At 61.4% G+C, this 20783-nt stretch carries 18 protein-coding genes and 2 pseudogenes; 9 read left to right on the top strand and 11 right to left on the bottom strand.

Features of this window, described 5'->3' with window-relative positions; genetic code table 11:
- Window position 1: 1 nt before the first annotated feature.
- Genes ACZXDY_RS21950 through ACZXDY_RS21965 form a run of 4 tightly spaced genes read right to left on the bottom strand, consistent with a single transcriptional unit; the run spans window position 2 to window position 4733 of the window.
- Window positions 2-730, bottom strand: coding sequence for an ABC transporter ATP-binding protein (locus tag ACZXDY_RS21950; RefSeq protein ID WP_028163170.1), 729 nt, complete (start codon window positions 728-730; stop codon window positions 2-4).
- On the bottom strand, window positions 727-1821 hold the full coding sequence (gene urtC / locus ACZXDY_RS21955) for an urea ABC transporter permease subunit UrtC (protein ID WP_464346918.1): 1095 nt from the start codon (window positions 1819-1821) through the stop codon (window positions 727-729). The genes ACZXDY_RS21950 and urtC overlap by 4 nt, the downstream gene beginning before the upstream one ends.
- Window positions 1818-3425 carry an urea ABC transporter permease subunit UrtB gene (gene urtB, locus ACZXDY_RS21960; RefSeq protein ID WP_464346919.1) on the bottom strand — a complete coding sequence of 536 codons (1608 nt, stop codon included), beginning with the start codon at window positions 3423-3425 and terminating at the stop codon, window positions 1818-1820. The genes urtC and urtB overlap by 4 nt, the downstream gene beginning before the upstream one ends.
- 51 nt (window positions 3426-3476) lie before the next feature.
- Window positions 3477-4733, bottom strand: a complete 1257-nt coding sequence (locus tag ACZXDY_RS21965) for a substrate-binding domain-containing protein (protein ID WP_464346920.1) — start codon at window positions 4731-4733, stop codon at window positions 3477-3479.
- A gap of 310 nt (window positions 4734-5043) precedes the next feature.
- Between ACZXDY_RS21965 and ACZXDY_RS21970 the strand changes: the two genes are divergently transcribed.
- Complete coding sequence (locus tag ACZXDY_RS21970) at window positions 5044-5412, top strand: transposase (protein ID WP_028163167.1); 369 nt, start codon at window positions 5044-5046, stop codon at window positions 5410-5412.
- A gap of 5 nt (window positions 5413-5417) precedes the next feature.
- Here the strand turns inward: ACZXDY_RS21970 and ACZXDY_RS21975 are convergent, their stop codons facing one another.
- On the bottom strand, window positions 5418-5726 hold the full coding sequence (locus ACZXDY_RS21975) for a hypothetical protein (RefSeq protein WP_245287250.1): 309 nt from the start codon (window positions 5724-5726) through the stop codon (window positions 5418-5420).
- Between ACZXDY_RS21975 and ACZXDY_RS21980 the strand changes: the two genes are divergently transcribed.
- On the top strand, window positions 5649-5843 hold the full coding sequence (locus tag ACZXDY_RS21980; RefSeq protein ID WP_245287249.1) for a hypothetical protein: 195 nt from the start codon (window positions 5649-5651) through the stop codon (window positions 5841-5843). The genes ACZXDY_RS21975 and ACZXDY_RS21980 overlap by 78 nt on opposite strands.
- A 133-nt stretch (window positions 5844-5976) precedes the next feature.
- Here the strand turns inward: ACZXDY_RS21980 and ACZXDY_RS21985 are convergent.
- A pseudogene (locus ACZXDY_RS21985) lies at window positions 5977-6155 on the bottom strand (tripartite tricarboxylate transporter permease); the annotation flags it as partial.
- 130 nt (window positions 6156-6285) lie between these two features.
- Complete coding sequence (locus ACZXDY_RS21990; RefSeq protein WP_464346921.1) at window positions 6286-7233, bottom strand: LysR substrate-binding domain-containing protein; 948 nt, start codon at window positions 7231-7233, stop codon at window positions 6286-6288.
- A gap of 312 nt (window positions 7234-7545) precedes the next feature.
- Here ACZXDY_RS21990 and ACZXDY_RS21995 point away from each other — a divergent pair, with 312 nt between their 5' ends.
- From ACZXDY_RS21995 to ACZXDY_RS22020, 6 genes are all read left to right on the top strand, one after another.
- Window positions 7546-8691 carry an ABC transporter substrate-binding protein gene (locus ACZXDY_RS21995; protein WP_464346943.1) on the top strand — a complete coding sequence of 382 codons (1146 nt, stop codon included), beginning with the start codon at window positions 7546-7548 and terminating at the stop codon, window positions 8689-8691.
- Between the two features lie 194 nt (window positions 8692-8885).
- On the top strand, window positions 8886-9761 hold the full coding sequence (locus tag ACZXDY_RS22000; RefSeq protein ID WP_394565717.1) for a branched-chain amino acid ABC transporter permease: 876 nt from the start codon (window positions 8886-8888) through the stop codon (window positions 9759-9761).
- Window positions 9758-11554, top strand: coding sequence for a branched-chain amino acid ABC transporter ATP-binding protein/permease (locus ACZXDY_RS22005; protein WP_464346922.1), 1797 nt, complete (start codon window positions 9758-9760; stop codon window positions 11552-11554). The genes ACZXDY_RS22000 and ACZXDY_RS22005 overlap by 4 nt, the downstream gene beginning before the upstream one ends.
- Complete coding sequence (locus tag ACZXDY_RS22010; protein ID WP_464346923.1) at window positions 11551-12285, top strand: ABC transporter ATP-binding protein; 735 nt, start codon at window positions 11551-11553, stop codon at window positions 12283-12285. Before ACZXDY_RS22005 ends, ACZXDY_RS22010 begins: the two co-directional genes overlap by 4 nt.
- Window positions 12286-12307: 22 nt before the next feature.
- Window positions 12308-13006 carry a cyclase family protein gene (locus ACZXDY_RS22015; RefSeq protein WP_464346924.1) on the top strand — a complete coding sequence of 233 codons (699 nt, stop codon included), beginning with the start codon at window positions 12308-12310 and terminating at the stop codon, window positions 13004-13006.
- A gap of 86 nt (window positions 13007-13092) precedes the next feature.
- Entirely contained in the window at window positions 13093-14499 is a 1407-nt protein-coding gene (locus ACZXDY_RS22020) for an amidase family protein (RefSeq protein ID WP_464346925.1), read from the top strand.
- A 639-nt stretch (window positions 14500-15138) separates the two neighbouring features.
- On the opposite strand, the gene ACZXDY_RS22025 is transcribed toward ACZXDY_RS22020, so the two are convergent.
- Entirely contained in the window at window positions 15139-16713 is a 1575-nt protein-coding gene (locus ACZXDY_RS22025; RefSeq protein WP_464346926.1) for a 4-hydroxyphenylacetate 3-hydroxylase family protein, read from the bottom strand.
- 65 nt (window positions 16714-16778) lie between these two features.
- On the bottom strand, window positions 16779-18005 hold the full coding sequence (locus ACZXDY_RS22030) for an ABC transporter substrate-binding protein (RefSeq protein ID WP_028163159.1): 1227 nt from the start codon (window positions 18003-18005) through the stop codon (window positions 16779-16781).
- Between the two features lie 178 nt (window positions 18006-18183).
- On the opposite strand from ACZXDY_RS22030, the gene ACZXDY_RS22035 reads away from it, so the two are divergent.
- Window positions 18184-19224: a winged helix-turn-helix transcriptional regulator gene (locus ACZXDY_RS22035; protein WP_035689760.1), complete on the top strand. Its 1041-nt coding sequence runs from the start codon at window positions 18184-18186 to the stop codon at window positions 19222-19224.
- A 12-nt stretch (window positions 19225-19236) separates the two neighbouring features.
- Here the strand turns inward: ACZXDY_RS22035 and ACZXDY_RS22040 are convergent, their stop codons facing one another.
- On the bottom strand, window positions 19237-19665 hold the full coding sequence (locus ACZXDY_RS22040; protein ID WP_464346944.1) for a class I adenylate-forming enzyme family protein: 429 nt from the start codon (window positions 19663-19665) through the stop codon (window positions 19237-19239).
- Between the two features lie 45 nt (window positions 19666-19710).
- Window positions 19711-20777: pseudogene (locus tag ACZXDY_RS22045) on the bottom strand (class I adenylate-forming enzyme family protein); the annotation flags it as partial.
- Between the last annotated feature and the right edge of the window lie 6 nt (window positions 20778-20783).

A 20783-nucleotide genomic window follows, 5' to 3' on the forward strand; every position in this document is an offset into this window, starting at 1 on the left:
CCTATCGTCCCAGATAGACGTCGATGACGCGCGCGTCCGCCCTTGCATTCGCCATCGAGCCCTCGAACAACGTCTTTCCTTCGTGCAGGACCGTGACGCGATCGGCGATCTGCTCGACGAAATCCATGTCGTGCTCGACCACGACGATAGCACGGTCGGCGCGCTTGAGACTTCGCACGAGAGCGGCCGTGCGTTCGGTTTCTTCGTCTGTCAAGCCGGCGACCGGCTCGTCCAGCATCAGCACGGACGGGTTTGACGCCAGGACCATGCCGATCTCCAGCCACTGCTTCTGTCCATGTGCGAGTTCGGATGCGGAGCGATTGGCCAGGGCCAACAGGCCGACAGCATCCAGAACCTCTGCGACGCGTTGATCGAGTTCGGCTCTCGAGAGAGACCATTTCAGCCCGCCCTGCGCACCGATCTCGATGTGCTGGCGTACGTTCAGGCCCTCGAAGATGCTCGGCTTCTGGAATTTCCGCCGGATGCCCGCACGGGCGATCTGGGATTCACCGGCGCGCAGGACGTCGGTGGCGTCGCCAAAGATCACCCGGCCCTTCTTGGGTTGCGTGATGCCGGAGATCACGTCCAGCAACGTCGTTTTGCCCGCGCCGTTCGGCCCGATCACCGCCCGGACCTCGCCGAAATCGATCGCCAGCGACAGCGTATCGATGGCACGAAAACTGCCGAACTCGACCGTCACCGCGTCGATCACCAGCGCGGTCCCGCTCACCGGTTCAGCTCCGCCGGTTCGGAAGACAGCCGTGAGATCAGCGGGCGATGAAGCCTGAACCCGGCGAGATCGACGAGCCCATTCGGGAATACGAACACGACCAGCACGATGAGCCCCGAAAGGATGAACGGCCAGAGCTCGGGCGCGGCAGCCGACAGCCAGAACTTGATCGCATTGACCAGCACCGCACCGATGACGGCGCCGATCAGGTGCCCTCGTCCGCCGATCGCGACCCAGACCGCGATTTCGAGCGACAGATCGGGCGCGAGCAGCCGGGGATTGATGATGCCGACCTGCGGCACATAGAGCATGCCGGCGAGTGCCGCAATCAGCGCCGACAGGCACCAGACGGCGAGTTTCAACAACAAGGTGTCATAGCCGAGCGTGCGCAGCCTCACCTCGTCGTCCCGCGCCGCGATCATGAGCATGCCGAAGCGGCTCTGCAGCAGCAGGCGGCAGCCGAGCATCGTCAAGGCAAGGACAACGACCGAGATCGCCGCGATCGAGATGACGACGCCGCGCGAGCCGATCGGCCAATCGAAGATGACGGCGAAGCCGGTCATGCCATTGTTGCCGCCGAAGCCAGTATCGTTGCGGAACATCAGCAGCATCGCGACATAGACCAGCGCCTGGGTGATGATCGCGAAATAGACACCGCCAACCCGGGAGCGGAACGACACGTAGCCGAACACGCCGGAGATCAGGAGAGTCACGGCAACAGCGACAAGCGCAGCATAGACAAAGTAGCCAAAGCCCGCCCAATAGAACGGGAACGCCGTCCAGCCCATGAACTGCATGAAGTCCGGCACCTTGCCGGTGAGCTCGAATGAATGCTTGAGGAGATACATCGCGACGACATAACCGCCGATGCCGAAGAACAGCCCGTGTCCGAGCGAGAGGATACCGAGATAGCCCCAGATCAGATCGAGCGACAGCGCCAGCACCGCGAAGGCCGCGAGTTGCCCGATGGCATTGGCGAGATAAGCGGACAAGCCGAACGGAACCGCGATGGACGTGATCAGCGACAGCGCTACCGCAAGCACTGCAGCCAACACAGCCAGGAACGGCCGGTCCGACCAGATTGAGCTCATTTCCGGCGTCCCCTGATGGCGAACAGGCCTTCCGGCCGCCATTGCAGGAAACCGATGATCATCAGGAGTACGATGACCTTGGCCGCAACCGCGCCCCACAGCGGCTCGATCAGCACATTGATCTGTCCGATGCCAAGGGCTGCGACGATGGTGCCGGCGATCGTGCCGACGCCGCCGAGCACCACCACCATGAAGCTGTCGATGACAAAGTTCTGTCCCATCTGCGGATTGACGCTGTAGATTGGCGCAAGCGCCAACCCTGCCAATCCTGCAAGTCCCGAACCAAGTCCGAACGCCAGCATGTCGACGCGGCGCACGGCGATGCCAATACAGCCGGCCATGGTCCGATTCTGGGTCACGGCCCGGATGTTCAGCCCCAGCGGGGTCAGGCGCATCAAGCCCCAGGTCAGGCCAAGCGTGACCACCGCAAACGCGATCGCAAACATGCGGTTCCAGGTAAAGATGAAATCACCGATCACGGGCACCCCGCCGGTGACGTAGAACGGAGTGACGAATTGGAGGTTCTGTGTGCCGAAGGTCACGCGCACCAGATTGATCAGGAACAGGCTGACCGCCCAGGTCGCAAGCAGGCTCATCAGCGGACGGCGATAGAGATGGCGCAGAAGGATCGCTTCCAGCACGATGCCGATCGCAGCGGTCACCAGGAAGACAGCGGGAATCGCAATGATGAGATACCACTGCAGCAGGCCGGGCGCGATCAGCCGCAAGGCTTCCTGCACCAGCCAGGTGATATAGCCGCCGAGCATGATGAACTCGCCTTGCGCGAGATTGATTACGCCCATCAGGCCGAAGATGACCGCAAGCCCGATCGCGGCCATGAACAGGATGCTCGCGAAGCTCAGGCCGTTGTAAAGCGTGGCGAGCATGTCGCCGATCGTGATGCCTCGACGGATCGCTGCGCTCGCCGCATCGACGGCGCGCCTGAAGTCGGTATTCGCGCCGTAGGCGGGATCGTTTGTCAGCGGTCCTACCAGCGCCAGCGCGCGCCGGTCCGGACTGGACGCGATGCGGCCGATCGCGGCGATGCGCTTGTCCATGTCGGGTGAGTTCAAAGCGGCTCCCTGCGCAACTGCCGAGATCTGCGCTTTCAGTCCAGGATTGCTCTCGTCGCGGCCGGCTGCCTCGAACAGTTGCTCGGGCAGATTCGAGGCCTGCCGTTCCAGCGTGCGCAGGGCTGCAGCGCGGCGCGCGGGATCCGGCGAGCTGCGCAAAGCGAGCGCCGCGTCGGCTGTCTCAAACATCGCTCTGTTCTTCAGGCTAAGCAGTGGCGAGCGGCTGCCGTCGGCGGCGCTCCGTGCCGCCCGCGTCAGCGCGTCAACGGACCCGTCAGCCGAGGCGATGATGGCGCCCGTGGCATCGCAGGACAGTTTCCGATCCATCACGCTGCGTGGAATCAGCGCGGCCCAGGCGCGATCGTCGGGGGAGCCCTCCGCCGCAATGTCGATCATTGCGCGACCTGCCTCCCCCATCGCCGCCGCGTCGCCGCACACTTTGCCGATCAGATCGGCCCGCTCCATAGCATGAGCGGTCGAGCACCACGCGACAACGAGCACCCACAACACAAGCGCAAGGCTACGAATCATGCGCGACCATCCGAGCAAAGCCGACGGTCCAGGCGAGCCTGCGATCACGGATCAACTGTAAGGGCTGAACGGAACAGGTTTTGGCGTATCCTTGGACTGCCAAAGAATGTCAAAGCCCTGCTTCTCGTTGACCGAACCGATGAAGACGCCACGCGAGACATAGTTGTTGTCGGCCGTCATCGAGAGCTTGTATCCGGACGGACAATCGAAGGAGAGACCCGCGAAAGCCTTCGTCACCTCCGGCACATCGAACGAATTGGCCTTGGCTGCCGCCATGGCCCAGAGGTGAACCGCATCATAGGCCGAGACCATCGGATCGATGGCGACGTCCGCCTTGAACGGCACGTTGTTGGCCTTCACGTAATCGGCCCACTGCTTGAGGAAAGCCGTATTCGCCGGCGCCTTGGCGTTCTGCAGATAAGCCCAGCAATTGAGATGGCCGACCAGCGGCTCCGTGTTGAGACCTTCGAGATCGGCTTCGACCATGTCGAGCCCGAGCACCGGTACGTCGGTCGCCTTGATCCCCTGATTGGCGAATTCGCGCAGGAAGTCCGGGATTGACGAACCAACCACCGTCAGCACCACGATCGGCTTGCCGCCGCCCGCGTCCGCGAAGGCGCGGATCTGGTTGACCAGCGTCTGGAAGTTGGAGAAGCCAAGCGGGACGTACTCTTCCTTCCAGGCGCTCTCGGCGATGCCCTTGGACTTCCAGTAACCCTTGAGCTGCTTGTTGATCGTACGCGGCCAGACGTAATCCGAGCCGAGCATGAAGAAGCGCTTGGCGCTGACACCGTCTTCGCTCATCAGATAATCGACCGCCGGCAGCACCGAGCTCGCGGGTGGCGAATTGACATAGACGACGTTCTTCGAATTCTCGTCACCCTCGAAATGCAGCGGGTAGAACAGCAGCCCGTTGGCCTGCTCAACCACGGGAAGCACGGTTTTGCGCGAGACCGAGGTCCAGCAGCCGAACAGTGCTGCAACCTTGTCCTGGTCGAGCATCTGCTTGCCAATCTGCGCGTAGAGCGGCCAGTCGGAGGCGGGATCGGAGACCATGACCTCGATGGTGCGGCCGTTGACGCCCCCCTTCGCGTTGATTTCCGACGCCGCCATCTTCACGACGTGATTCAAGCGGCCCTCGATGTTGGCCATCGTCCCCGACGACGAAAACAGGCAGCCGAGCCTGACCGTGCCGCCGGCTGCATTTGCGGAAGGCACGATTGCCGGCATAGCGACCGACGTCGTCAGCGCCGCCGCCGCGCCAAGTCCAGTTCCGCGAAGAAACGAACGCCGTGAAAACCTTGCCATGGATCGGACCTCTGCTCTCCGAGTGCTGTCCGATTTCAAATCATGGCATTTGGTCAGGCAACGCCAAATAGTATTCAGGTGTGCTCAAGCGCTCGGCAAGGACTTTGCTTCTCGAATCGTGATGTCACTTTTGCCATTTAGGATGTTACCTTTGCCTCGCGGGGCGACCGCAATGACGCAATGTGCGCAACACCCGCGATGCATCAAACGGCGTTGCCGTCATGCCGGCAGCGCAAGCATCGCGTCTCTATCAAATGGCTGAAATCTATGCGATATGCCCGTAATCGGTCACGTATGAGGGTCCACGCCGATGCGCCGCTCACAGCACACTGAACACGAAATTTTATTCCTGCTCGAAGAGGCAGATGCCGGCATTTCGATTGCCGAAATTTGTAGCACGGCCCGTGTCTCGCTGCGGACCTTCTATCGTTGGCGCAAACGTTATGGCGGTCTCACCTCGCCCGCCCTTCGTCATCTGCGGGAGCTTGAGATCGAGAACCAGCGCCTGCGCACCATGCTCGACAAGCTGTCGGAGAACCGCCACGACGGCCGCGCGAGAGCAACGCTGGACAAAATCCCGCGTCAGGATTTCGGCTCGAGCCAGGCGTCGGTGGAAGCTGCAGAGCAGTCGCGCGGCGCCTGCCTGGGTCGTTTTGCCTCGATCCGCTACATGCGCTGACGCCTTCAAACGAGGCGGCATTTCGCTGATTTCGAACAACAATTTTGGCCCGCCCGGTATGGCTGGACGGTTGCCAAGCCGCTGGTGAGCAGCTTTGTTGCGATCGAAAGCTGAGCAGATCCGTTCGTTCCCCTGCCAGCGCTGGAGAGTATTTCATGATGACGGCGAAGCAACCCGCGAAACAATCCGATCGGGACGTCTGGCGCGTCGGCGTGCTTTTTTCGCGTACCGGTTCGATGGCGGTCTTGGAAGCCGAGCATTTCTTCGACACGGCGCTCGCCATCCAGGAGATCAACGAAGCTGGCGGCATCCATCCTCGGTCGCGAGATCGAAGTCGTCGCCTACGATCCCGGCTCGAACCCCGAAACCTATCGCAAGATGGCCGACCGACTGCGGGAGGGCGCTCGGCTGTTCGAATGGCGCAACCGTAGCGCCAGGCCCGGTCAGATCCGGGACGGACGATGGCTCATAGGAATGGGCATGGCGGCAGCGACGCGCCGGCCCGCGCGGGATTTGCGCGATCTGGAGTGCAAGCGGCAGCAGTTATAGCGCTACCCCGGCCACGAGATAGCCGACGACGCCGAAGCCGAGCTTCATGACGACGTCGAGATAGGAGTTCGGCACCGAGTAGCCGCCACTACATAGATGATCACGATCAGGGGCGCGATGATGACAAACGGAATCCGCATCAAGCCGGCGAATATCGGAACGGTGAGCAGCGCCAGCGCGACGGCGACCACGTTGCAGCCGAGTATCAGGTCAGGCAGCTCTGGTTGCATCTGAAATACGATACTCCGACAAAGACGGGAACTACGTGACGAAAAGAGTTCGGCGAACCGTCAATTGTTCCTGTCCGGGATGGACGAACCGCGGTCAACGTTCCGCAGTGACCTTGTCGCCGTGCAACTTCGCCCGCCAGGTGCCTTGCTCAACCATCTCCGCGATCAAATCCGCCATGATACGGGCCACCGCTTCGCTGCCCCGAGCGTTCATGGTCCGCTGCGAAACCACCACCGCGAGAGTCCATGAGGGCACCGGGTCGACGATGGGAATTGCAATCATCTCGCCTCGCTTGAGCTCATCGGTGAACGCAAAATGCGGCATGACGGCCATGTAGTTGGCGTCGCACACCAGCTTGCTGATTGCAGGCAGGCTGTCGCAGTCCTTGACCGTGAGCGTCACATCGTGACGCGCCGCGAGTTGCTCAATCACCACGCGCAACACGTTTGGCCGCCCAGGCAGCGCGATACGATCGCTTGCGAAGACCTTCCTGAACGGGACCGATTTCCGCCTGGCCATCGGACTATCCTTGGCGACGAACAGCATCAGGTCCTCGGTCATCATCTCGGTCCAGGCGACATGCTCGAACGCCTTGTGATTGTACAGGAGAGCTACGTCGAGCCTACCTGCCTGGATCAATTCGTCCAGGAAGCCGGTCATGGCCTCGACGAGATGCAGCGTGACGTTCGGAAGCCGTCTTGCCATCACCTCGAATAGCGGCAATGAAAGTCCTCTCGCCGCTGATGTCGGGAGCCCGACGGAGACACGTCCCGACGGCGCAAGCGTCTGCGAACGCACGTTCTTCTTGGCGTGGTCGACTTCGTCGAGGATGCGTCGGGCGTGATCATAAAGTTGCTGGCCGCGCTCGGTAGCCGTGACCCCGCGCGCATGCCGCACGAGCAATTCGACGCCGAGTTCCTCTTCCAGTTGCTTGATCTGTTGACTGAGGGAAGGCTGGGCGATGCGCAGCACCTCGGCCGCGCGCGAAACATTGCCGCTCTCGAATATCTGCACGAAGTATCGAAGCTGGCGGAGATCCATCGTGGCGGAGACGCTTCAATATGTCACTGCTGTCCTGCTCTCAAATTGAGCATCAGCGAAAACTATTGCCTAGCAGAAGATATAGCGCATTAAAATCAATCATTTCCCCGCCGTCAAGCTGCTTGAAACGAGAGCACGCAAGGCGACATAGGTTTTTCCTATATCAGACCATTGGAATTTGATCTTTGTTCTCGAAGTTCTTTTCTCGTTAGCTGCCGACAAGAAGGGGCGTTTGTTTCAGCAAAAAGGCATCGGAGATCAGTTATGACTTCGCGAATTGGGGTTGGCGCCGGGCTCGCGGCGGTGACGATAATGAGTTTGTTGTCGACGGTGGCAGTTGCCGAGCAGATGCCTTGCATTGGCAATTCTTCAGCCACGACCGGCCCCGCAGCCTTCGGCGGGCAGGCTATCAAGATGGGAGCCGAGATCGCGATCGAGGAGATCAACGGGAAGGGCGGCGTGCTTGGAAAGAAGCTCAGCTTCATTCAGTACGACGATGCCGGCGCGCCGCCTCGCGGCGTCGACAATACCCGCCGCATCGCGCTGGCCGACAAATGCATTGCTATCCTCGGCGGCTACCACTCGACGGTCGCCGTGGCACAAGCCGAACCGGTCAATGACATCGGCATTCCCTATGTCGGCGTGCTCGCGGCCAATACGAAAGCGATCGAAAATGGCCGCAACCCGAACTTCATGTTCCGTGTCTCCGCCAAGGACAAGTGGGTCGCGCGCTATCTTGTCGACCAGGCGCTGAAAGCCTCGAAGTCGGGCAAGGTCGCATTCTTTTATGAGAATACCGGCTGGGGCAATGGCGCGATCGCCGACGTGAAGGATGCGATGGCGAAGAAAGGCAAGGAGCTGGCCGCAGCTGAGACCTTCAACTGGGGCGACCAGGACATGTCGCCGCAGGTTATCCGCGCGCGCGACGCGGGCGCCGACGTCGCGCTGTTCTGGGCGCTCGACCGCGAGGGAAACCAGATCCTGCGCTCGATGGACAAGGTCGGCTGGAAACCTACCATCATCGGCGCGTGGGGTATTGCCGGCAACCTCGGAGAACTGGCCGGGCCGCTCGCCAACGGCGTCGAGGTGATCCAGACCTATACTTTCATGGGGTCAATGGACGCAAAGAAGCTGGCGCTCTGGGACAAGGTCAAGGCCAAATACGGCCTCAAGGATCCCGCTGAGATCAAGATGGGTTCCGGCGTCGCCAACGCCTATGATGCTGTCCACATCATCGCCAGGGCGATCGAAAAGGCACAATCCTACGATTGGGAGAAGGTTCGCCAGGCCCTCTATACCGTGGACTACGACGGCCTGGTCGCCGAATATAAGCCGGCCTTCGACGCGTCCGATCCCGAACGTCAGGATGCAATCCTGCCAAAGTACTACAAGCTCACAGTGTGGGTTGACGGGAAGCTGTTGCCGATCGAGCAGACGGCTTACGGCAAGACAAACTGACGACAGACACTTCCAGCGTTGCGGACTCCGCCTGAGCACCCGCAACGCTGGCTGCCGTGACCAGCATCAATCAACATCGTGATCGCGCTGCGAATGGCATCGGCCAAACACGCTACGATTGCCTTCGATAACGAGCGCAAATCGACCGCGCCGCGTCCAACCGGCCGATTTGATCGCAAGCCGCGAGTCCAGCAGTGACGACGACCATCCAATACATCCTGTCGGGCCTTGCCATCGGCGGCATCTATGCGCTCGTCGCACTCGGCTTCCACATCATGTGGTCGGCGGCGAAGGCGGTAAACTTTGCGCATGGCGACACGCTCATGCTGGGGGCCGTGGTCGCGGTGATCGGCGTCGATCAGGGCGTGCCGATGCCCCTCGCCTGTCTTCTCGGTATCGCCGCCGGCGGCATATTCGGCATTCTGCTGGAACGATTTGCGGTCCGTCCGTTCGTGGGTGCGGCGACGTCGGTCGGCTGGATGCTGACCACGTTGGCTGTCGGGGTCATGACCGAGGCGCTCGCAACCCTGCAGTTTGGTGGATTCTCGCGGCCGCTGCCGTCGCCCGGCGTGGCAGGCGCCGTTCATATCCTTGGAGCGGGCGTTTACCCCCAGGAACTCTTCATTCCCGTTTTTGCCGTGGCCGTCGTGATTGGCCTCAAGCTGCTGCAGCGGCACACGCTGGTCGGCCGTGCCATGCAGGCCGTCGCCCACAACAAGCAGGCAGCCGCCCTGATGGGCATCAACGTCAACCGCATCACGGCACTCTCGTTCGGCCTCGCATCCCTGTTTGGCGCGGCCGCCGGAATCCTCGTCGCGCCGGTGATCCAGGTATCAGCCAGCATGGGCGCGATCCTGGGCTTGAAGGGTTTCGCGGTCGCGATCATCGGCGGCATCACCAGCGCGCCGGGCGTTGTCATCGCCGGTTTCGCGTTCGGCGTGATGGAGAAGTTCGTTGAGGGTTATGTCTCGACGGCTGCCCGCGAGATCGTCGGCTTCAGCGTGATGGTTCTGGTCTTGCTCGCGTTCCCGCAAGGCCTGTTCGGCAAGCGTGAGGTTCTCAAGGTATGAGGTACCTCAACGCGATCGGCTTCCTCGTCTTCGGTCTCGTCCTGATCGCGGTTCCGCTTCAGGCCGCCAACGAATACGAACTACGCCTGTTCATGCTGTTTCTGACCTATGGCCTGATTGCAGCCGGACTGAACGTGCTTGTCGGACTAAGCGCTCTGGTTTCACTGGGGCAAGCCGGTTTCTTCGCGCTCGGTTCATACACCGCGGCGATCCTCGCGACGCGGCTGCATTTTGATGTCGTCGCTTGCTGCATCAGCGCGGCCGTCGTCTGCAGTCTCTTCGGCGCCCTGCTCGCCTATCCATCGGTGCGCGTGCGCGGCGTCTATCTCGCGGTGGTGACCATTGCCTTCGGCATCATCGTCGAAAACGTTGCAATCGAATGGCAGTCTCTCACCGGAGGCACAACAGGACTGACGTCCATACCCCGACCGAATCTTTTCGGCATCAAACTGTCTGGCTTCGCCTTCTACTGTGTCCTGGCGGGAGTTCTGTTCGTCGCGGTCCTGCTCATCCACCATCTGCGATATTCGCGATATGGACGCGCAATGCTTGCCGTCGCCCAAAGCGAAACTGCGGCACGCGCGCTCGGCATCAACCCAACCGCCATCCGCACGCTGTCCTTTGCCGTGGCATCAGTGACCGCGGGAATTGCCGGCGCGCTGTACGCCTTCCTGAACTCCTACATCTCGCCGGACATCTTCACGTTCTCCGACAGCGTGCGCTTCCTTTTGATGGTGATCCTCGGCGGCGCGGGATCTACCTTCGGCGGCGTCATCGGCGCGTATATTCTGACCTACCTGCCGGAATATCTTCAGCAGTTCCAGGTTTGGCAGAGATTCGCCTATGGCGCGCTGTTGCTGCTGGTGATGTTCGTCATGCCTCTCGGCATCGTCGGGACGCTGCGCTCGCTGTTCGACCGTCTCCGCCCGCCCGATCCTGCTCCGGCATCGTCGGAAGGCGTTCCAGCCGAGAAGAGCTTGCATCATGCAGCCCGCGAGCTTCCGGCGGAACTCGTGGCAAGCGATTTGACCGTTCGGTTCGGTGGCTTGACGGCCCTGTCGAAGGTCTCCTTGCGGGTCAAGGGCGGCGAAATACACGCGCTGATCGGCCCCAATGGCGCAGGCAAGTCCACCTTCGTCAACACGGTTTCCGGCTTTTACCAGCCGAACGAGGGATGGTTCGAACTCGATGGGATCGGGCTGACGGCGCGCCGTTCATACGACGTTGCGAGGCTCGGGCTGGCGCGAACCTTTCAGAACACCGAGTTGTTCGGTGACTTGAGTGTGCTCGACAATGTAATGGTCGGCTACCACCAGCGCCTGCGCTACGGACTCGCCGGCGCGTTGCTGCGCACGCCAAGGATGCGGCACGACGAGCGTGAATGCCGAGCGGCCGCCATCGGCCTGTTGGATTTCGTCGGACTGTTGCCGCAAGCCAATGATACAGCGCGGCACTTGCCGTTCGGCCTGCAGCGCCGGCTGGAGATCGCACGCGCACTCGCGACCAAGCCCCGACTTCTGCTGCTTGATGAGCCGGCGGCCGGCCTCACTTCCCAGGAGATCGACGATCTCGAGGCGATGATACGCCGCATCGCGAGCCTCGGCATTTCGGTGCTGTTGATCGAACATCATGTCGACCTGATCATGGCGCTCGCCGACACCGTAACCGTGCTCGACTATGGGCAGGTGATCGCAAGCGACACGCCGGCCACAGTTCAGAACGACCCACGCGTGATCGAGGCCTATTTCGGAACGTCGCTCTCGCATGCGCGACCGCAAGAGGCAAGGGCATGAGCGAGGCGCTGCTCGACGTCCGCGACATGGAGTTGCGCTACGGTGCGGCCATTGCGGTGCGCGGCGCATCGTTCACGATCAGCCGCGGCCAGTTTGTCGCGGTCATCGGCAATAACGGCGCCGGAAAATCGACGATGGTGCGCGGCGCAACCGGTCTGGTCCGGCCGTCCGCGGGACAGGTCTACTTCCGTGGCGAGGACACCGCTCACCTGAGTGCCGACCGCAAGGTTGCCCGTGGGCTTGTGATGGTCCCGGAAGGGCGGCTGCTGTTTCCGGACCAGACGGTGAAGGATAATCTCATTCTTGGCGCCTATCTGAGCGGCGGCCTGAAGGACAGGGCTTCGCGCGCGACGTTCGAAAAGGTTCTCGAGCTGTTTCCGCGATTGAACGAGCGATTGCAGCAGCAGGCGGGCAGCATGTCCGGCGGCGAGCAGCAGATGCTCGCGATTGCCCGCGGCCTCATGGCACGGCCTGAGCTTCTCATCATCGACGAACTGTCACTCGGTCTGGCGCCGAAGATCGTCGATCAATTGTTGGCGACGCTCAGCAAGCTCAACCGGGAAGGCCTGACCATACTGCTCGTCGAGCAGCTTGCTTCGCATGCGCTCGCGGTCGCCGATTACGGATTCGTGGTGTCCAACGGACGCATCACGCGCCAGGGCCCGAGTTGCGAACTCGCCCGCGACCCCGAGGTGATGGAAGCATTCCTCGGCAAGAAGAAGCGTTCTTAACCCCAAAGCCTAAGGAGTGACCATGGCTCAGCGTATCGTTGATCTCAGCCTGACTATCGAAGACAACATGCCAGCGCACAAGCTTTTTCAGCGGCCGGTGATGGCGGTTCACATGAGCCACGAGAGCACGAAATCGGCCAATCTCGGCGTGCCCGGCGATCCCATGACCTTCCAGACAAACTTCATCGCGATGCTCGATCACGTCGGAACGCATGTCGATGCGTTCAAGCACGTCAACCCGAGCGGGAAGCCGATCGACGAAATGCCGCTGGAAATGTTCATGGGAAAGGCCGTTTGTTTCGACCTGCAGCATATGCCGGATCTCGGCGACATCACGGTTGCGGACATGGAGGCGGCCGAGAAGAAAGCCGGTGTCAAGGTCAACGGGCATATCGTGCTGCTCTGCACCGGCTTCCACAAGCGCAATTACCCCAGTCTCGATTCAGTCTGGAAGAATCCACTTCTGACCGTCGAAGCCACGAGGTGGCTTCACGAGCGGGGATCGAAGATGCACGGCGTTGAAGGACCGTCAACCGACAAGCCGACCGACAATATCTTCGCGCAACACCGCCTGTGCCGCGACCTCGGCATCAGCCATTGGGAATGGCTGGTCAATCTTGAAGAACTGATCGGCAAGGGCGAATTCCAGTTCTTCGGCGTACCGTTGAAGTTCAAGGGTGGTTCGGGATCACCAGTGCGCGCCTTTGCCGTCATCAACTAGGGCCGCCTCACCGAACTTGCGAAACAATCCGGACGGCGTTCCCTGCGTGACGTCCGGAATTTCTCTCCTGCAAAGAGGTTACAGCGATGTCGGCCGAATTCGACACCATGAGCGCGACGGAGATGCGCCGACACGTTGTCGCCAGGGAGATATCGCCGGTCGATTTGACGAAGCGTGCGCTCGAGAAAGCCGAGGCGACGCAAGCGACGCTCAATGCATTTTATCTGCTGATGCCGGACGAGGCCCTCGCCGCGGCCCGGCAGGCCGAAGCCGCCGTAATGAAGGGCGATCCCCTCGGCCCGATCCATGGCATTCCGTTCTCTGCGAAGGACTTGATGGCGGTGAAGGGCGTCGGTTACGCGTCCGGTTCTCTGACGATGAGGTCGAACATCGCCTCCGTGGATGCGCCGGCGGTCGAGCGGGCCAGGGCTGCTGGCGGCATCCTGATCGGCAAAACCACGACAAGTGAATTCGGCTGCAAGCCGGTGGGGGACAACCGGCTTACCGGCATCACCCGCCATCCCTGGAACCTGGACAAGACGCCGGGCGGCTCGAGTGCCGGCGCGGCCGCATCGGTTGCCGCAGGTATCACGCCCTTCGCGCTCGGCACCGACGGCGGTGGATCGATCCGTATCCCCGCTTCCTTCTGCGGCCTTACCGGAATCAAGGGACAGTTCGGCCGCGTACCGGTGTGGCCGACTTCCGCGACACCAACACTTGCACATGTTGGTCCGCTGGCGCGTTCGGTCGAGGACGCCGCGCTGCTATTTTCCGTTATCGCCGGCTTCGATCGCCGCGATCCGTTCAGCGTCGCTGGCCCCGTCCCGGACGTCATTGCGGCGCTGGCGCAACCGGTTGCCGGAATGAGAGTGGCTTACAGCCCGACCTTGGGCTACGCGCGGCCCAATGCCGAAGTCCTCAAGCTGACCGACCGCGCCGCAGAAACGCTTGGAACGCTCGGCTGCCAGGTCGATCTTGTCGAGAAGGTCTTCGACGCCGATCCCGCGGACTTGTGGACGGCAGAATTTTATGCCGGCGTCGGCATTCGTCTGCGATCCTTCATGGAGGATCAGCGCGAGCTGCTCGATCCGGCAGTCGCCGATGTGCTCGAACCGGCGCTGACACAGGACATGCGCGATTATTACACCAAGGTATTTTCCCGCTATGCGCTGCGCGACACCGTTCGCGGTTTCTTCGAGCGTTATGACGTGTTGATTTCTCCGGTCCTTCCCGTCACCTCGCTTGAGGTTGGCAAAAATATTCCCGACGAGTTATCAGACCGAAATCTCGTTTCATGGGTCTATTATACGTATCCCTTCAATCTCACCGGGCAGCCGGCTGCGTCGGTCTGCGCGGGGATCGCGACGGACGGAATGCCGGTCGGGCTTCAGATCGTCGGACGATCACACAGCGAGCACGACGTGGTGCGCCTGGCCGCTGCATTCGAACGAGCCCAGATCCCCGGATACAATGTACGAAACTATCCGATCTGACCTTATGAGGCAGATGATGTCGGCCTCGCCAACTCCATGCAAGGCGGGAAGAGTGCCACCGCCCCATGCCAGCCGACTCTTATTCGGCTCCTGGACGCAAGCCGAAGCGCCTCATTGGGCACTCGGTCCGCCAAGTAGATTGGCGTGAGGGATCTTAGCCCGTAGCAGCGGGGAAGCGACTCGAACCCCAACACCAATTTTTGTCTTCACTGTCATTGGCGCAGTTCTTCGCGACTGATCACCGAGCTCTACTTGTGACGGGCGCGATCAGCTCCTTAGTCGTTCGCGTGCCCCCTGCCCTATCCAACTCGCTAGGTCGCCAGCGCTTCTGCGGACGTCCCATCACTCCAAAGAACCATCGCCCACACTTGCTCTCAATAGATTTTTCTTAATCTCCTGGTGCACACGTCGTGCACACGCACCCGACTAACCGATTGAAAAACCTGAACCTTCGCTCCAGTCCATCATGGGGGCCACGGAGCCGCATCCCGTCGTCCAGCCAGCGGCTCACGACCGACTCGGAGCAATCTCCGAACAGCTGCCTTCCCCGCGCAGCCGAATTCGCTTCGAGCAACTGCGAAATCCGGCTAGTCGACTCTCGGGCGGCTATCGATACGGTCACGGTCGTAGACGGCATCTTTAACCCGGCGGCTTCGCTCGGTCCGAGACGGGCGCGAACACTCTAGCCATGTAGGTCGAAAGATCGTCTACGATCTCGGCGCGCGGTGCGGATGCTACGCCGGCCAGCGACTTCGTCAACGTCTTCTTGAACTCGAGCTGCATCGATCGCGCAATCTGGATCCGCTGTGCCTGCGGCGAGCCCGCACCGTGCATGGATTCCGTCAAATAGCCAACTGCGTTTCTGCCGAGCGTCATATTCTCCACCAGACGAAGGATCCGGATCCTGTCCTCGGTCGCGACATCGGGACGTCCCTTCAGATACTTCTCAACGATCGGACCGATCGTCTTGTGCCGGAACTCCCGTTCCGAGGGCAGCGTCACCATCAATCCGCCCGCGAGGTCCTGGGCCAGCCGGCCGATTTCGTAGGGCAGCCGCGTAACATGATGCTTGCAGACGTTCGCGAGCATTTCGTCCGGCAGGCACGCTCCAGACCTCATCGCAATCCCCTGGTGGCTCGCAGCGATGCCGGCGCCGTAGATGGTCTCATTCAGATGGGTCATCTCAACGAGCTTATCGCGAACATGAGAGGCGCGCTCGACCCCGTTGTAATCCGCGATGGTCGCCGCCGCGCCGATCAGGACGTCGCCGACGCCCGTCTTGCAGACATAACTGCGGCGATGATAGCAGGTGAAACGTTCGACCAGCGTGGAGGCGAATTCGAACTCGCCGTCGAGGAACACGAGCTCCCGCGGAATGAAGACGTCCTCGAAAACGATCATCGCCTCCTGGCCGGAAAAGTGCGCATTGCCCGCGTCGATGTCTCCACCTTCGGCGCTGCGCGTATCGCAGGATTGCCGGCCGTAGATGTAGGTGATGCCCATCGCGTCGACGGGTACCGCGCCGACGATGGCGTAATCCCTGTCGGCTGCCTCGAGTCTCATCGTCGGCATCACGATCAGCCAGTGCGAATTCAAGCAGCCCGTCTGGTGCGCCTTCGCACCACTCACGTAGACGCCTTCCGGGGTCCGGCGTGTGACATGAACGAACAGATCCGGATCTGCCTGCTGCGACGGCGATCTGCCACGGTCCCCCTTCACGTCGGTCATCGCGCCGCCTATGACCAGGTTGTCGCTCTGCATCCGCGCGAGGAATTTTGTGAACCGAGCATGATAGTCGGTCCCGCACTTGTCGTCCAAATCGTACGTCACCGAATGCAGGGAATTGAGCGCATCCATGCCGACACAGCGTTGAAAACACGTACCCGTCAGTTGCCCCAGGCGGCGCTGCATCTTGTTCTGCATGACGAGATCGGCCGTGCTCGTCGAAACGTGCAGGAAGCGGTTCACGCGATTTCCGGTGAACGGCGAGACGGCAGACGCCAGTTCCGGATCATCGTTGGCGAGATCGTACGTCTTGGCGACCGCGTTGATCGAGGGCCGGATGATCGGATGGTCGACCGGTTCCTCGACCGGCTCGCCCATCAGATAGACTTTCAGCTTCCGCCCCCTCAGGCTCTCGATGTAGTCGGCGCCGGATCGGATCGGATTTTGGGACCCGGCGGTCGAACCGGATGCGACGAGTTTCTGGTCCATCACGACACCTCCAACGAAGCGGGCCCGCGGTGCGACCGCATCGGGGCCCGCGTTACCCACTTGCTTCAGCCCTTCTTGACCAGCGGGCAGACGCTGTCCTTGAGCGGACGGAACGCCTGATCGCCTGGGATCACTTCGCGCAGCTTATAGTAATCCCACTCGCCCTTCGACTCGGACGGCTTCTTGACTTCGTAGACGTACATGTCGTGCACCATGCGCCCGTCTTGGCGGATCTGGCCATTCTTGGCGAAAAAATCGTTGATAGGCATCTCGCGCATCTTGCTCATGACGGCGTGCGCCTCGTCGGTGCCGGCCGCCTGGATCGCCCGGAGATAGTGCATCGTCGACGAATAGTCCCCCGCGTCGCCCATGTGCGGCATACGCTTCATGCGCTCATAGAAGCGCTTCGACCATGCGCGCGTCTCGTCGTCGCGGTCCCAGTAGAAGGCGTTTGTCAGGACCAATCCTTGCGCCGAGCTCAAACCGAGGCTCTTGATGTCAGTGATCCAGACAAGCAGGCCGGCAAGCGTCTGTCCGCCCGCAGGAATGCCGAACTCCTGGGCTGATTTGATCGAGTTGACCAGAACACTCCCCGACCCGGCCAAAGCGACGACCTCGGCCTTGGAAGATTGCGCCTGCAGGAGAAATGAAGACTGGTCGAAAGCCTCGACCGGATATCTCGTTGCTCCGACCACTCCCCCGCCGAGCGCCTTGACGACTGCGGAGGTATCTGCCTCAAGCGCATGCCCGAATGCATAGTCCGCGGTCAGGAAATACCAGCTCTTCTTGCCGGCCTTCATCAGGGCGCTGCCAGTCCCCCGAGCCAACGCATACGTGTCGTAGGCGTAGTGGATACTGTTCGGCGTGCAGGCATCATTGGTGAGCCGGGAAGAGCCAGAGCCATTGATAATCGCGATCCTGTTCTTGTCCTTGGCGAGCTGGGACACGCTGAGCGCGATCGAGGAGTTGATGAGATTGCCTATCATGTCGACGTGTTCGACGTCGAACCATTTGCGCGCCAGCGCCGAGGCGGTGTCGGGCTTGTTCTGGTGATCGGCAACGAGCACCTCGATCGGCTTTCCCAGCACCTTGCCACCGAAATCCTCGACGGCCATCTTCACCGCTGTCACCGACCCGTCGCCGGATTCGTGTGAGAACTGGCCGGACATGTCCGTCAGCACGCCGATCTTGACGACATCGTCCGAGATCGCCGTGGTCTGGGCGCAGGCGCCGCCGTTCACGAACGAGATCGCCGCTGTCGCGATCAGCACACTACCGATTTTCAACTTCATGGCACTCCTCCCCAGGCATGCATATGCAACCGATTCTGTTTTTATGACTAGCATAACTAGACTTAGTTACATGCATAACTAGACTTATATTTCCTGCAAGTCAATCGCGTCGATGTGATAGAGGTGCGCATCTTTCGAAGGCCGCCGTTACCGCGGCTGCGTGAATGGACCGTCCTGAATGCCCGTCGCCGGCAAGATTCAAACAGCCAAGCCCTCTCCCAGGCCAGGGCCGAAAGCGGCCGCGAGTCGGACGAACACCGTCAGGACCGAGCGCAACTGTTCGGTCGCACGTACGCTCGACATTGTCTCGGATGCCTGGGCCTTTCTGATCATCCGCGAGGCCTTCTTCGGAACGCAGACGTTCGAAGCTTTCCGCTCGGCTCTCGGCATTCCGCGGGCAACCCTGACTGACCGGCTGAAGAAGCTCACGCAGCTCGCGATCTTCCGCCAGGTCGCGCGCGGGTCCTCCCAGCGCAAGGAATACCGTCTGACCAAGATGGGATTCGATCTCTATCCGAGCTTCATCGCTCTAATGCAGTTCGGCGATCGCTGGCTCGCCAAGGGCAAGCCTCCTCCGTTGACGCTGATCCACACGAGCTGCGGCTGCGACAGCCATCCGGTCATCACGTGCTCGCATTGTGGGGAGAGCGTCTCCGCCCGCGACGCCAAATACCGTGACGGCCCGGGCGCCGGACGATGTCCCGCGAAGGAAGGCCGCAACACCAGACGCGCCTCCGACGGAAGCCGGTTCCTCCTTGGGCGACCAAGTTCGGTGTCGCGTGCCTTGGAGATCATCGGCGACAAGTGGAGCTTCATGGTCGTCCGCGAGGGCTTTTTCGGCAACCGACGTTACGACAAGATTTTGACGGAACTCGCGATCGCGCCAAATATCCTCACCGACCGGTTGAACCGACTCGTCGCCAGCGGCGTGTTCTATCGCAGGCAATATCAAAGCTCGCCCGATCGGTACGAATACCTCCTCTCTGACATGGGAATGGACCTCTACGGTCCGTTCATCGCGATGTTGCGATGGGGCGACCGCTGGCTCGCGAAGAGCAGGCCTCCGCTCATTCTCACGCATCTCAAATGCGGACACGATTTCCACGCTTCGGTCTGCTGCGACCGCTGCAAGCAGCCCATCGTCGCCGCCGATATGCGGTACCGCCTCACCTACGATCCAAAGTCGTTCGGAGCGCTGGGGCCGCGATCCGTCGACTGACGGTGGTTTCCCTCACACCTGGCTCAACGCTTCGACCAGTTTGAAGCGCATGATCTTGCCCGAGCCCGTGCGGGGAATCTCGCCGACCAGATGTATCGCCTCGGGGATCTTGTAGGACGACAGATGTGCTCTGCAGTGCTCCATCAGCGAAGAAACATCCAGTTCATTCTGCTTGGCGACGACGAAGAGGCAAGGCACCTCGCCTAACGTCGCGTGCTTCACGCCGACCACCGCGCAGTCCTTGACTTGCGGATACCTGACGACAACCTCCTCGATCTCGGCGGGGGCGATGTTCTGACCGCCGCGGATGATCAGTTCCTTGATACGGCCGGTGATCGTCAGATATCCCGCAGGATCCGACTTCGCGAGATCGCCCGTGTGATACCAGCCCTTGCGCAGTGCCGATGCCGTCTCCTCCGGCTTGTTGTGATAGCCCTGCATCAAGTTGGGACCACGGACGATCAGTTCGCCCTCCGCGCCGATCGGCACATCCTCCAACGACGACGGATCGACGATACGCACGGCAAGCCCCGGTACCGGCAATCCGCACGAGCCCATCGGCCGCGCGCCGTGCAGCCAGTTCATCGTGACCATCGTGGAAGTCTCCGTAATGCCGTATCCGTCAAGGAGGCGCGTCCTGAAGCGCTCCTCGAAGGTCTTGTTGAGGCTCGCGGGCATGATCGCGCCCGCCGAGATGCACAGGCGCACAGATCCGAGATGCTCGATGCCTGATTCCTGAGCTCGATGCAGGAGGTAGTGGAACATCGTCGGGACGCCCGGCATGATCGAATACTTGCCGGTCTGCAACAGATCGAGCGCCTGCTGAGGAGAGAACCGCTCCATGATGTGTTCGCTCGCGCCTACCGCAAGCACGCTGAGCACTGACAGGTTGAGACCGTAGGAATGGAACAGAGGCAAAGGCGAGAGAACGACGTCCTTCTCCGTCAAGCCTCCGATCGGCGCCCAGCAGGCGGCGGCGATCCACAGCATACCGCGCAGCGACAGCAGCACCCCCTTCGCCCTTCCCGTGTACCCGAGGTGTAGATGATGAACGAAGACCGATCGATGTCGTTCGGGTCGAGCGGCGCTGCCGCGCGGCTGTTCGCGAGCTCCGCCGTCGACGTCCCGGCCTGTTCAGCGTCCGCACCGACGAAAATCGTCGCCGCCGCAATGCCGGCATCGCTGCAGATCTTTCCGACCAGGTCTTTTCTCGCGGCCGTCGTGGCGATGAGAGTGCAGCCCGCATCCGTCAGGCGATAGCTGATTTCGCCTTCCGCCGCGTCGATACTGATCGGCACAACGACGGCGCCGGCCCGCAGCGCGGCGAGACAGATCTCGATCCAGTCCACGCCGTTCGGCAGATAGATCGCAAGCTTGTCACCCTCCTCAAGGCCCGCCTTCGTCAGATTCGCGGCGATCGACGCTGTGCGCTCAGCGAGCTGCGCGTAGGTGACGGACCGGGTCGTGTCCCAGTACGCGATCTGGTCCGGCCGCTTCTTCGCGTGACGATCGAGGAGTGCCGCGATCGGCGCGATCAGATCAACGTGCAGCATCGTCGC

The organism is Bradyrhizobium sp. LeoB3 (genome assembly GCF_055456055.1).